This is a genomic window from Streptomyces spororaveus (assembly GCF_016755875.1).
In the GTDB taxonomy this organism is placed as follows: domain Bacteria; phylum Actinomycetota; class Actinomycetes; order Streptomycetales; family Streptomycetaceae; genus Streptomyces; species Streptomyces spororaveus.
Genome location: NZ_BNED01000005.1, coordinates 2,118,160 through 2,131,148, shown reverse-complemented (window position 1 = coordinate 2,131,148; position 12,989 = coordinate 2,118,160). Strand labels below are relative to the sequence as shown.

11 protein-coding genes are annotated in these 12,989 nt (G+C 74.4%); 3 read left to right on the top strand and 8 right to left on the bottom strand.

Annotated elements, in window-relative coordinates; genetic code table 11:
- Nucleotides 1-21: 21 nt before the first annotated feature.
- A complete protein-coding gene (locus tag Sspor_RS12255) occupies nucleotides 22-684 on the bottom strand; it encodes a helix-turn-helix transcriptional regulator (RefSeq protein ID WP_007267191.1) in 663 nt (220 codons plus the stop codon).
- A gap of 293 nt (nucleotides 685-977) precedes the next feature.
- A complete protein-coding gene (locus Sspor_RS12250; RefSeq protein WP_202199158.1) occupies nucleotides 978-1,634 on the bottom strand; it encodes a DUF3000 domain-containing protein in 657 nt (218 codons plus the stop codon).
- A 91-nt stretch (nucleotides 1,635-1,725) separates the two neighbouring features.
- Between Sspor_RS12250 and hemE the strand changes: the two genes are divergently transcribed.
- Complete coding sequence (gene hemE, locus Sspor_RS12245; RefSeq protein ID WP_202199157.1) at nucleotides 1,726-2,790, top strand: uroporphyrinogen decarboxylase; 1,065 nt, start codon at nucleotides 1,726-1,728, stop codon at nucleotides 2,788-2,790.
- Nucleotides 2,791-2,848: 58 nt separating this feature from the next.
- Here the strand turns inward: hemE and Sspor_RS12240 are convergent, their stop codons facing one another.
- Nucleotides 2,849-4,231 carry an FAD-dependent oxidoreductase gene (locus Sspor_RS12240; RefSeq protein WP_202199156.1) on the bottom strand — a complete coding sequence of 461 codons (1,383 nt, stop codon included), beginning with the start codon at nucleotides 4,229-4,231 and terminating at the stop codon, nucleotides 2,849-2,851.
- Nucleotides 4,232-4,290: 59 nt separating this feature from the next.
- Entirely contained in the window at nucleotides 4,291-5,283 is a 993-nt protein-coding gene (locus Sspor_RS12235; protein WP_202199155.1) for a DUF4349 domain-containing protein, read from the bottom strand.
- A gap of 139 nt (nucleotides 5,284-5,422) precedes the next feature.
- On the opposite strand from Sspor_RS12235, the gene hemG reads away from it, so the two are divergent.
- Both hemG and hemQ read left to right on the top strand, forming a co-directional pair.
- Complete coding sequence (gene hemG, locus Sspor_RS12230) at nucleotides 5,423-6,922, top strand: protoporphyrinogen oxidase (protein WP_202199154.1); 1,500 nt, start codon at nucleotides 5,423-5,425, stop codon at nucleotides 6,920-6,922.
- Between the two features lie 4 nt (nucleotides 6,923-6,926).
- Entirely contained in the window at nucleotides 6,927-7,640 is a 714-nt protein-coding gene (gene hemQ, locus Sspor_RS12225) for a hydrogen peroxide-dependent heme synthase (protein WP_202199153.1), read from the top strand.
- A gap of 130 nt (nucleotides 7,641-7,770) precedes the next feature.
- On the opposite strand, the gene Sspor_RS12220 is transcribed toward hemQ, so the two are convergent.
- From Sspor_RS12220 to Sspor_RS12205, 4 genes are all read right to left on the bottom strand, one after another.
- On the bottom strand, nucleotides 7,771-9,429 hold the full coding sequence (locus Sspor_RS12220) for an alpha/beta hydrolase (RefSeq protein WP_202199152.1): 1,659 nt from the start codon (nucleotides 9,427-9,429) through the stop codon (nucleotides 7,771-7,773).
- Between the two features lie 133 nt (nucleotides 9,430-9,562).
- Complete coding sequence (locus Sspor_RS12215) at nucleotides 9,563-10,681, bottom strand: TIGR04222 domain-containing membrane protein (protein WP_202199151.1); 1,119 nt, start codon at nucleotides 10,679-10,681, stop codon at nucleotides 9,563-9,565.
- Nucleotides 10,678-12,036: an MbnB/TglH/ChrH family RiPP precursor modification enzyme gene (locus tag Sspor_RS12210; RefSeq protein ID WP_202199150.1), complete on the bottom strand. Its 1,359-nt coding sequence runs from the start codon at nucleotides 12,034-12,036 to the stop codon at nucleotides 10,678-10,680. Before Sspor_RS12210 ends, Sspor_RS12215 begins: the two co-directional genes overlap by 4 nt.
- 134 nt (nucleotides 12,037-12,170) lie before the next feature.
- Entirely contained in the window at nucleotides 12,171-12,923 is a 753-nt protein-coding gene (locus Sspor_RS12205; protein ID WP_202199149.1) for an aminoacyl-tRNA hydrolase, read from the bottom strand.
- Between the last annotated feature and the right edge of the window lie 66 nt (nucleotides 12,924-12,989).

Here is a 12,989-nt window from a genome sequence, read left to right as displayed (position 1 = left end):
TCCGGGGGCGCCGGCCCGCGGTCAGTGGATGATCCCGGTACGCAGCGCCACGGCGACCATGCCGGCACGGTCACCGGTGCCCAGCTTGCGGGCGATCCGGGCGAGGTGGGACTTGACGGTCAGGGCGGACAGGCCCATCGAGACGCCGATGGCCTTGTTGGACTGGCCCTCCGCGACGAGGCGCAGGACCTCGACCTCGCGGCCGGAGAGCTCGCGGTAGCCGCCCGGGTGGCTCGGGGCGCCCGGGGGGCGGCGGTGCATACGGGCGGCGGCGGCGCCGATGGGGGCGGCGCCGGGCCGGGTGGGGAGCCCGATGTTGGTCCGCGTACCGGTGACGACGTAGCCCTTGACGCCGCCCGCGAGGGCGTTGCGCACGGCACCGATGTCGTCGGCGGCGGACAGGGCCAGGCCGTTGGGCCAGCCGGCGGCCCGGGTCTCGGAGAGCAGGGTGAGACCGGAGCCGTCGGGCAGGTGTACGTCGGCCACGCAGATGTCGCGCGGGCTGCCGACGCGGGGGCGGGCCTCCGCGATGGACGACGCCTCGATCACGTCACGTACTCCGAGGGCCCACAGATGGCGGGTCACGGTGGAGCGGACGCGCGGGTCGGCCACGACGACCATGGCCGTCGGCTTGTTCGGGCGGTAGGCGACCAGGCTTGCGGGCTGCTCGAGAAGAACGGACACCTAGGCCTCCTGGGGGAGTGGCGGGACGGCCGGCTCGGGGAGGGAAGCCGGTGCGAACCGTGCGGATGGTCTCCCACTCCTTCGGCACGTCACCCGCCCGGCTTTAGGGAATGATCACGATTTGGTGAGTAACAATTCGGGCAATTCGGACGCACGATCGATCATCGGTTGATCAGAAGCCCGCAACGGGCGCCGCCTTTCGACCGTCCGCCCAGTTCTTCGATCAGTCGTTCTGCGTCGCGCGGCATCGCGCCGCGTCGCGTGCCGATCGCGGCGGCCGTTCGGCCCTGTGGCTACGGGTGGTGCGGACCGCGACGCTGTGGCAGGGAGACCACTCCCGTCGCCGTGTCCGTCGGACCCACCGGGGGCAGTCCCGCGATCTGGCACAGCAGTTCGCACCACGCCGACAGGTGCGCCGAGGTGTCCGGCACCCCGCCCACGCCCTCGCGCGGCGTCCACGAGGCCCTGATCTCGATCTGCGTGGCCGGCCGCCGCTCCGCGAGCCCGCCGAAGTAGTGCGAGCCCGCCATGGTCACGGTGCCGCTCGCCTCCCCGTACGCGAGCCCGCGCGCCTCCAGCGCCCCCGTCAGCCAGGACCAGCACACCTCGGGCAGCAGCGGGTCCGCGGCCATCTCCGGCTCCAGCTCCGCGCGCACCAGCGTCACCAGCCGGAAGGTCCCCTGCCAGGCGTCGTGCCCGGACGGATCGTGGAGCAGGATGAGCCGGCCGTCGGCCAGGTCCTCCTCGCCGTCCACGACCGCGGCCTCCAGCGCGTAGGCGTGCGGCGCCAGTCTCTGGGGTGGTTTCGTGGGGTCGATCTCGATCCCCGGACGCAGCCGGGCCTTCTTCAAGCCGTCGACCGCCCGTCGGAACGGGAGCGGGACGGAGCTCTCCTTCGCGCTGTCCGTACCCTCGGCGCCATCTGAAAATCGTCCCTGAGCCGCAGCCATGCGGGGAAGACTAGGCGGAACGAGCGCCCGTGCGGCGCAGGGACACCCTCGCTGGGTCGGACACTTCTTCGTACGTGCGAAGATTTGGGTCGTGAGCGCCAACACCCGCCCCACGGGCCAGCCGAGTCAGACGTACGATTCCGCCTTCCTGAAGGCGTGCCGGCGGGAGCCGGTGCCGCACACCCCGGTGTGGTTCATGCGGCAGGCGGGGCGCTCGCTTCCCGAGTACCGCAAGGTGCGCGAGGGCACGCAGATGCTGGAGTCCTGCATGCGGCCCGACCTGGTCACGGAGATCACGCTGCAGCCCGTGCGCCGCCACAAGGTGGACGCGGCGATCTTCTTCTCCGACATCGTGGTCCCGCTGAAGGCCATCGGCGTCGACCTGGACATCAAGCCCGGCATCGGCCCGGTCGTCGCCCAGCCGATCCGCCGCCGTGAGGACCTCGCACAGCTGCGCGACCTCACCCCGGAGGATGTCTCGTACGTCACCGAGGCGATCGGCATGCTCACGGGTGAACTGGGCTCCACGCCGTTGATCGGCTTCGCGGGCGCGCCGTTCACCCTCGCGAGCTACCTGGTCGAGGGCGGCCCCTCCAAGAACCACGAGCACACCAAGGCCCTGATGTACGGGGACCCGCAGCTGTGGGCCGACCTCCTGGACCGCCTCGCGGAGATCACCTCCGCCTTCCTGAAGGTCCAGATCGAGGCCGGCGCCTCCGCCGTCCAGCTCTTCGACTCCTGGGTCGGCGCCCTCGCCCCGGCGGACTACCGCCGCTCGGTGATGCCCGCCTCCGCGAAGGTCCTGGAGTCGGTCGCCTCCTACGGCGTCCCGCGGATCCACTTCGGCGTGGGCACGGGCGAGCTCCTCGGCCTCATGGGAGAGGCCGGCGCGGACGTCATGGGCGTCGACTACCGGGTCCCGCTGGACGAGGCCGTGCGCCGGGTCGGCCCCGGGAAGGCGCTCCAGGGCAACCTGGACCCCGCCGTGCTCTTCTCCACCCCGGAGGCGGTCGAGGCCAAGACGGACGAGGTCCTCGCGGCCGCCGCCGGCCTGGAGGGCCACATCTTCAACCTCGGCCACGGCGTCCTGCCGACGACCGACCCCGAGGCGCTGACCCGCCTGGTGGACTACGTCCACACCAAGACGGCCCGCTGAGCCGGACGGGCCGCCTCCCGGAGCCGGTCCGCCCGGAACCGCCCCGCGCGCGGGGCGGTCAGACGCCCGCCGAGTGGACCGCCGCGACCGCCTTGCGGGCCGCCACCAGGATGGGGTCCCAGACCGGGGAGAAAGGCGGGGCGTAGCCCAGGTCCAGGGACACCATCCGGTCCACCGTCATGCCCGCCGTGAGGGCGACCGCCGCGATGTCCACCCGCTTCGCGGCGCCCGCGCCGCCGACGATCTGGACCCCGAGGAGGCGGCCCGTACGGCGTTCCGCCAGCATCTTCACCGTCATCTCCGCCGCTCCCGGGTAGTAGCCGGCCGTGTTGGTGGAGGTGATGGTGGCCGTCACGAAGCGCAGGCCCGCCTCCAGGGCGTCCCGCTCGCGCAACCCCGTACGGGCGATCTCCAGGTCGCAGACCTTGCTGACCGCCGTACCGACCACCCCGGGGAAGGTCGCGTAGCCGCCGCCCACGCCCGAGCCGATGACCTGGCCGTGCTTGTTGGCGTGGGTGCCCAGCGGGATGTGCCGGGTGCGGCCCGCGACCAGGTCCAGGACCTCCACGCAGTCGCCGCCCGACCAGATGTTCCCGTGGCCCCGGACCCGCATCGAGAGGTCCGTGAGGATGCCGCCCGAAGGGCCGAGCGGGAGACCGGCCGCGCGGGCGAGCGCGGTGCGGGGCTCCACGCCGATGCCGAGCACGACCACGTCCGCCTCGTACTCCTCGCCCGCCGACGTGGCCACCGCCCGGGCCCGGCCCTCCTCGTCGGTGAGGACCTTCGTCACCTCGGCGCGGGAGACCGTACGGATCCCCATCCGGTTCATCGCGCTGTGCACCAGGCCGCCCATGTCCGGGTCCAGCGTGGCCATCGGCTGCTCGCCCCGGTGCAGGACGGTGACCTCGAAGCCCCGCCCCACCAGGGCCTCCGCCATCTCCACGCCGATGTAGCCCGCGCCGACCACGACGGCCCGGCGGCCCTCCGCACGGTGCAAGGTGTCCATCAGGCGCTGGCCGTCGTCCAGGGTCTGGATGCCGTGGACCCCGTGCGCGCCGATGCCGGGGAGCCGGGGGCGGACGGGGCGGGCGCCCGTCGCCAGGACCAGCTTGTCGTACTCCGTCCAGGATTCGGATCCCGTGTCCAGATCGCGGGCGCGGACCCGGGACCCGGGGAGGTCGAGCTCCACGACCTCCGTGCGCGTACGCAGATCGATGTCCCGGGCGCGGTGCTCCTCGGGGGTACGGGCGATCAGGTCGTCGCGCTCGGCGACCCGACCGCCGACCCAGTACGGGATCCCGCACGCCGAGTAGGAGGTGAAGTGCCCGCGCTCGAAGGCGACGATCTCCAGCTCCGCCGGGCTCCTCAGCCTTCGGGCCTGTGACGCGGCGGACATCCCCGCCGCGTCACCGCCCACCACCACCAGTCGTTCCACAGCCATCGTCCGTACCGCCCCTTCACCACCGTCGGATGGTGAACACGCTACGGCCGAACGTGCGTTCAGTCCTGTACGCCGGCCTCGGTGTCCGGAGCCGTCCGGGCCGCCGGCACCGTCGCCCGCCACGGCACCGGGGCCGGCTTCGGCGTCGCCGGACGCCACCGCCGGTACAGCCGGAACAGCAGCAGCCCCACCACCGCCGTCAGCGCGAACGGCAGCACCGCGCCCACCGCCACCGTCAGGTAGCGCACGACCTGGGTGAAGACGTCCCAGCCCCCGCCCAGGGCTCCCAGGAAGGTGGGCTCCTTCTTCTTCTCCTTCTTCTCCGGCGCCGGGGCGGCCGCCGGCTCCGAGACCTCCAGCGTGATCGTGCCCAGCGAGGTCTGGTCCTTCAGCGCCGTCTGCTGCGCCAGCAGCGACTCCAGGTCGGACTGGCGGCGCGACAGCTCGCTCTCCAGCATCACCACCTCGCTCAGCGCCGAGGCCTTGCCCATCATCTCCCGCACCCGCGCCACGCTGGCCTGCTGCGAGGCGACACGGCTGCCGATGTCGGCGACCTTCTCCGTGACGTCCTGCGCGTCGACCTTGCGGTGCAGGAGCTTTCCGCTGCCCTCCATGGCGCCGAGCACGGCGTCGTAGCGCTCGCCCGGCACCCGCAGGGTCAGCGTCGAGGTCATCCGGCCGTCCTCGCCGCGCTTGGTGGACTCGTTGCCGACGTAGCCGCCCGATTCGTCGGCCGCCGTGCGGGCCGCGGCGAGCGTCTTCTGGACGTCCGCCGTCTCGATGCCGAGCGTCGCCGTCCGGATGACGTTCGGGCGGACCACGGCCGGCGGCGCGGCGTTCTTGCCGGCGCCGGAGCCCGCGGCGCCCGCGGACGCGGCCGGCGCCGGGGCCGCGGCGCCCTCCGGAGCCTTGCCGTCGGCGGCGGGCGCCACCGCCGCCTTGTCGCTCGCGGTGCCCTGGCCGCTCGCGCCGCAGCCGGTGAGCGCGAGCGCCCCGGCCAGCGCGAGGGCGGCCAGGGCCGCCGCGGAACGGTGTCTGTCGAAACTGCGCATCGCTGTAAACCCCCGAGGATCGGCTGGTGTTGCCGGTTCGACGTCCAGAGTCCCGTCGCGGGTTTCGAATCCACGGTCCCGGGGTGATCCCGATGCGGTCACGGTCCGGCCTCGGTGATCGGTCTGAGACGATGTGTCCATGCACGAAGCGGACATGCGTACGGATCGGCCGGGCGGCTCCCCCCGGGCCACGGCCCCCCAGCGCCACGCCGTCGTCATCGGCGGCGGAATCGCGGGCCTCGCGGCAGCCCACCGGCTGCTCGCCGAAGGCGTCCGCGTCACCCTGCTGGAGGCCGGACCCCGGCTCGGCGGCAAGCTGTACGCCGGTGAGCTCGCCGGGGCCCGCGTCGACCTCGGCGCCGAATCCATGCTCGCCCGCCGCCCCGAAGCCGTGGCCCTGGCCGAGGCCGTGGGCCTCGGCGACGCCGTGCAGGCGCCCGCCACCGCCACCGCCCGGCTGTGGACCCGCGGCGCGCTGCGCCCGATGCCGCGCGGCCACGTCATGGGCGTCCCCGGCGACCTGGGACCGCTCGCCGCCTCGGGGGTGCTCTCGGCCGAGGGGCTGGCCCGTATCGAGGCGGAGCGGACGCTGGCGCCCACCGAGATCGGCGACGACGTGGCCGTCGGCGCGTACGTCGCGGCCCGCCTCGGCCACGAGGTCGTCGACCGGCTGGTGGAACCCCTGCTCGGCGGCGTCTACGCGGGCAACGCCTACCGCATCTCCATGCGGGCCGCCGTGCCCCAGCTCTTCGAGGCCGCCCGCACGCACACCCTCCTGGGCGACGGAGTACGCGAACTGCAGCGCCGGGCGGAGGCCGCGCCCCAGCCCGCCGGCCCGGTCTTCGCAGGCATCGACGGCGGCATCGGACGGCTCCCGGTCGCCGTGGCCGAGGCCTGCCGTGCCGCGGGGGCCCGGCTCGTCACCGACGCCCCCGTCCGCGAGGTCGTCCGTACGCCCGAAGGCTGGCGGGTGGTGGCCGGCGCCGAGGTCGTCGAGGCCGACGCCGTGGTCCTGGCCACCCCGGCCGGGGCCGCCGCCCGGCTGCTGGACGGGCTCGCCCCGGCCGCGGCCGCCGAGCTGCGCGGGGTCGAGTACGCCTCGATGGCGCTCGTCACGATGGCCTTCCGCCGCTCCGAGCTCCCGGAGGCCGTGTCCGGCGGCGGCTCCAGCGGGTTCCTCGTACCGCCCGTCGACGGCCGGACCATCAAGGCCTCCACCTTCTCCAGCAACAAGTGGGCCTGGGCCGGCACCGATCCCGACCTCTTCCTGCTGCGCACCTCGGTCGGCCGCTACGCCGACGAGGCCGATCTGCGGCGCGAGGACCACGAGCTCGTCGACGTCTCCCTCGCCGACCTCGGCGCGGCCGTGGGCCTCACGGCCCGGCCGGTCGCCTCCACGGTCACCCGCTGGGACGGCGGACTGCCCCAGTACCCGGTCGGCCACCTCGACCGGGTCGCCCGGATCCGCACGGCCGTGGCAGCCCTGCCGGGCCTCGCGGTCTGCGGCGCGGTCTACGACGGAGTGGGCATCCCGGCCTGTATCGCGAGTGCCGGCAAGGCCGCGGACGCGGTGATCGCCGCGCTCGGTGCGCGTACGGCACCCCTGGCACAGACCACTGATCAGCGCACGGGACAATAGGCACATGACTGCACCAGAGAAGATTCCCAACGCGGGGAAGAAGGCGAAGGACCTCAACGAGGTCATCCGCTACACCCTGTGGTCCGTCTTCAAGCTGAAGGACGTTCTTCCCGAGGACCGCACCGGCTACGCCGACGAGGTCCAGGAGCTCTTCGACCAGCTGGGCGCCAAGGACATCACCGTCCGCGGCACCTACGACGTCTCCGGCCTGCGCGCCGACGCCGACGTCATGATCTGGTGGCACGCCGAGACGGCGGACGAGCTGCAGACCGCCTACAACCTGTTCCGCCGCACCAGGCTGGGCCGCGCCCTGGAGCCGGTGTGGTCGAACATGGCCCTGCACCGCCCGGCCGAGTTCAACAAGTCGCACATCCCGGCCTTCCTGGCCGACGAGGTCGCCCGCGAGTACGTCAGCGTGTACCCCTTCGTGCGCAGCTACGACTGGTACCTGCTGCCCGACGAGGACCGCCGCCGCATGCTCGCCGACCACGGCAAGATGGCCCGCGGCTACCCGGACGTGCGCGCCAACACCGTCGCCTCCTTCTCGCTGGGCGACTACGAGTGGCTGCTGGCCTTCGAGGCGGACGAGCTGTACCGCATCGTCGACCTCATGCGTCACCTGCGCGCCTCCGAGGCCCGTATGCACGTCCGTGAAGAGGTGCCCTTCTACACCGGGCGCCGCAAGTCCGTCGCCGATCTGGTGGCCGGGCTCGCCTGATACCTCCCCTGGGGGGAAGGACCGGAGGACGACCACACCGTCAGGTGAGTTCCTCCGGTGGATCGGGAGGCTGGTCCGAAAGACGGCCCCTGCCCCCGAAACGACGCAGCCGGAGACCCCGCCCGGAAGTTCAGACGACTGGCGGCAGCAGTGCCCTGTGGGCGCTCGCTGCCCGGTCGTCCAGCGACACCGGTGCGGGCTCCGGATGCGGCGCACACGTGACACGCCACCCCGGGGTGGCGCCCGTGAGCAGATACCGCTCCACGTGACGGTCCACGCAGCCGTTGAGCCCGCCGACCACTCCGTGGGAGCCGGCCCCCGTCTCCGTCACCAGCGAAGCCCCGGCGCCGAGCCGACGCTGGAGTTCCAGCGCGCCCGGGTACGGGGTCGCCCCGTCCCGCTCCGCCGCGACCACCAGGATGCCGGGCAGCCGCTCCGGCTGGGCCCCGACCGCCACCGGCCGCTGCCGGTCACGCACCGGCCAGGACGCGCACGGGAGGTTCAGGAAGGCGTTGGCCCAGGTCTCGAAGGGGGCCCCGCGCGCCAGCTCGGTGTGGTCGCGGTCCCAGGTCTCCCAGTCCCCGGGCCAGGAGGCGTCGTTGCACAGCACCGCCGTGTACACCGCCGTCGCGTTCTCCGCCTCGGCAGCCGCGTCCGGGTCCGGGTCCGGGGCCGCCTGGGCGGTCAGCCGGGCCGGATCGCCGCGCAGGAAGGCCGTGAGGGCCGCCGCGCGGTCCGGCCACACGTCGTCGTAGTACACGGCCTGGAGGTAGGCGGCCCGGAGTTCGCCGCTGCCGACGACCCCGCCCGCGGGCCTTCGGGCCACCGCGTCCCGCACGCGCTCGTAGCTCGCCTGCACGGCCGCCGGGGTGGCGCCGAGCCCGTACGTGGCGTGGTGGCGGGCGGCCCAGGCGCGGAAGTCGGACCAGCGGCGCTCGAAGCCGGTCGACTGGTCGAGGTTGTTGCGGTACCAGATACGGCGCGGGTCGGGATCGACCGCCGAGTCGAGGACCATCCGGCGGACGCGGCCCGGATGGAGGGTGGCGTAGACGGCCCCGAGGTAGGTGCCGTACGAGGCGCCCACGAAGCTCAGCTTCCGCTCGCCGAGCGCGGCCCGCAGGACGTCCAGGTCGCGGGCGTTGTTGAGCGTCGTGTAGTACGGCAGGGCCGCGTCGGCCCGGCGCGCGCAGCCGCGGGCGTAGGCCCGGGCGGCCGCGAGGCGCCGTCTCTTGTACGCCGGGGAGGGGTCGGCCGGCTCCCGGGTGGGGCCCGTGGTCCGGGCGGCGGCGGGGTCCTGGCAGGACAGCGGGGCGGAGCGGCCGACGCCGCGCGGGGCGTAGCCGACGAAATCGTAGGCGGCGGCGATCCGCTCCCAGCCGGGGAGGCCGGCGAGGAGCGGGAAGTACATGCCGGAGGCTCCGGGGCCGCCGGGGTTCTGGACGAGCGCGCCCTGGCGGGCGGCGCCGCGGGCGCCGGTGGCGGGGACCCGGCTGACGGTGAGGGAGATCCGCGGGCCGTCGGGACGGGCGTAGTCGAGCGGGACGGGCAGGGTGGCGCACCGGACCGGGGCGGGGAGTTCCTCGACGCCGGGGCAGCGGCCGAAGTCGAGCCCGCCACCGGATACGGCCGCGGCCGCGGCGCGGCGGGCGGTGAGGGCGGCGCCTGCGGCTTCGGCGGCCGTTCCGCCGAGGGGGCCCGGCGAGGCGGCCCGGGCTGCGTGGGCCGGGGCGCACAGGAGGAGGGAGAGCGCCGCCGTGGCGGCCGCCCGGCCCGCGTGTCCCCTCCGCATGGCGGCCCCTTCCTCTCATCCGATGAACCGATGAGAGTCCGGGGCCGCGCGCTTGTAAAGGATCACCGGCCGGTGTCGGAGCCGATGGCCCCGTTGCCGCCGATTCCGCCCCCGGTTGCCGTAGGCCCGGCCGTCAGGAGCTGCTTCCGCAGCTGGAGCTGGACGAACTGCCGCAGCTCGACGAACTGCCACAGCTGGAACTGCTGCTCCCACAGCTGGAACTGCTGCTCCCACAGCTGGAGCTGCTGCTCCCACAGCTGGAACTGCTCCCGCCGCAGCTGGATCCGCCGCCGGACCCACCGCCGCAGCCCGAGCCGCCACCGCAGCCGGACCCACCGCCGCAGCCCGAGCCGCCCCCGCTCCCGCCGTCGCTCGCGGCGCACCAGACGATCGGCAGCACATCGGCCGAGGACGAGTGGGAGGACGAGTGCGCGTGCGCGGAGTGGGGCATGCCGTGCGGGCGGGTGCGCGACTGGGCCGCGGCCAGCCGGGTCCCGCGCACGGCCGGCACCAACTGCTGCCGCAGGTACGGGTCCCGCAGACCGCGCAGCCCGAACAGCGCGGTCTGCACCTGCGGGGTCCGGTCGTTCAGGTGGGCGGAGCGGATCGCGCGCAGCGCCCGCGCCCCCGCCGTCGTGACCCGGCCCTTGGCCCGGGCCGCGCAGACCAGCCCGACGGTGATACCGCCCACCAGGGCGAACAGCACCTTCACGATGAACGGCACCCCGGAGCCGGACTGCAGGGCCAGCGACACGAAGGTCAGCACCAGCGAGACCGGGAACAGGACCATGCACACGATCGCCTGGGTCAGCCCCCAGCGCCGCCAGCGCCGCTGCCCGGACCCGGGCGGGACGATCAGCCCGCGTTCGGCCAGGGCGTCCCCGATCTCCTGGACGGCCGGGTCGCACATGGCGGCGTAGCGCACCTGGTAGAGCCAGCCCGAGGGCGCCCCCGAGTGGGCCTGGAGGACGGCCCGCTCGGCGGGGTCGGCGGCCCGCGCCCCGGGGCGTACCTGGACGATGCCCGGACCGCCGGCCACCAGCCGGCCGTCGGCGAGCATCGAGACGAGTGCGGCGTCCACCACGGTGCCGGGGCCGCCCACCACGAAGGCGGCCTCGGACAGGTCGTGCAGGCCGGACGCGGGCCCGGCGGGCACGGACCGGGACCGGCTCCGGCTCCGGCGGAGCCCCAGCATCAGCAGGGCGGAAGAGAGGACGACGGCGATCCAGATCGCCACGGCGAGCAGGTTCATGCGGCTCTCCCCACGAGCGTCCGGGCCCAGCGCACGATCCGGCGGGGCGGCCTGGCCCCGGCCCGGTCCTGCCACCAGGCGGTGAGCCGGCGGCGGGCGGCCGGATCGGCCGGCAGGTCCCGGATCAGCAGGTCCTCGGCGAAGTCCAGCGCGTCCCGGCGGTACCCGGAGGTCATCGGGCGCCCCTTGGCGTAGGAGAGGAAGACCTCGCGGTACGCGTCCGGGCCGCCCAGGATCACCGGCAGCTCGGGAGCCAGCTTCGCCACCACGTCGGCCCGCTTGGCGGCCAGCGCCCGGGCCTGCACCCGGATGCGCCGGCGGTCGAAGCCCTCGGGTACGGGGGTTCCGGCCACCAGTGCCGACAGCAGCGCGGCCTGTCCGAGCGCCACCCGGGTCCGGGTCGACTCCTCGACCGGGCGCGGCTCGGCACCCGGCGGTTCAGTGCCCGGTTCGGTGCCCGGTTCGGTGCCCGGTTCGGTGCCCGGTCCGGTCACTGCCGGGCCGGACCCCGCGGTGGCCGGCCTCCCGGGCGCGGCCGGTCCTGCCGTCACCACCGCGCGGATCGCGGCCAGCTCGCCCGCGAGCTCGGCCTCCGCCGGGAAGTCGTCGTCCCGCTCCAGCAGGACGCCCGCCGGTTCCACCCGGGAGCGCAGCTCGGCCAGCAGGTCGAGCACCACCGGCGGGACCGGGTGCGCGTGGGTGTCGTGCCAGACGCCGCCGCGCTCGACGCCGCCCGCCACGTGCACGTACGCCAGCGCCTCCAGCGGGATCGCGTCCAGCACGGCGGCCGGGTCCTCGCCCCGGTTGATCCGGTTGGTGTGCAGGTTCGCCACGTCGATGAGCAGCCGGACACCGGTCCGCTCGACCAGCTCCGTGAGGAACTGCCCCTCCGTCAGCTCCTCGCCCGGCCACGAGAACAGCGCGGCGATGTTCTCCAGGGCCAGCGGGACGGGCAGGGCGTCCTGCGCGATCCGCACGTTCTCGCACAGCACGTCCAGCGCGTCGCGGGTACGCGGCACGGGCAGCAGGTGCCCCGCCTCCAGCACCGGCGAGGAGGTCCGTACGAAGGCGATGTGCTCGGTGACGAGCGGCGCCCCCAGCGCCACCGCCCGCTCGCCGAGCGCCGCCAGCTTCGCCGGATCGGGGCGGTCCGCGCCGCCGAGGCCGAGCGAGACCCCGTGAGGCACCACGAGCGTGCCCCGCTCGCGCAGCCGCAGCAGGGACTCGGGCAGGTGGCCCGGGCATACGTTCTCGGCCACCACCTCGACCCAGTCCAGGCCGGAAAGCCGCTCGACGGCGTCCGCGATCTCCGGCCGCCAGCCGATGCCCACCCCCAGGTGTGCCATGGGCTTCATGTCCCCTCGCCCCCTCTCTTTGTACCGTGTGCCGATGTCATGGCCCCGACGGAGTCGCGCCAATCGCAGGAGGGGACGTTCAGAGGAACATTTGAGGTTCCCGCCGGCCGGCGAAGCGCGTCGGGGCCGGACCCTCAGAGGCGGGCGCGCAGCGCCGGATGGTCGGCGACCACCGTCGCGCTGCCCGGCGCGATCTCGGTGAATCCGGCATCCCGGACCACGGGCAGCCCGCTCCCGCCGAGCTCCGCCCACCGCTCGCGCGGGGCCGTCCGTACCGCCAGCCGGAAACCGGAATCCTGCCAGGCGGTCCGCTCCGCCGGCGCCAGCTCCCACCACGCCAGCTGTGCCGCGTGCCCCGCCTGGGCCATGGCCTTGCCGGCCGACATGTCGAGGCCGGGGTTGAGCCACAGCACGGGCAGCCCGGGCTCCGCGCTCGCGGCGACCGGCTCCGGGTCGTCCAGATCGGTGCCCGACACCTGCAGCTTGGCCAGTTCCTTCGGCCAGCCGTCGAGGGGCACCGGCGGGAAGACCCGTACCTGCGCGGCGACCCCCTGCACGGTGACGCCCGGCAGGGTCTCCGCCTTGCGCCACTCCGCCCCGCGCGCCCGCCGGACCACCTTGCGGATCCGGGCGTCCTGCCAGTCGCGGACCGCCCGGGCCCACTCGCCCTCGCCGTGCGCCCGCTCGTCGGTGAGCAGGACCAGCACCGCGCGGGCCGCCGTCTCCAGGGCGTCTGTCCGGGCGGGCGGCTCGGCCTTCTCGATCCGTACCACCAGCGGCAGCACGAACTGCGGGGCCTCGTCGCGCAGTACGTGCTCCTGCCGGAAGGCGCTGTCCGCCCCGACCGCGGGGACGTCGGAGATGTTGTTGGTGTGCTGGCTGCTCATCCCGCCAAGGATGCCAGCCTCCGCCTTCAGGATGATGCCCCGGGTGGCCGGCCCGGGCGAGGATCG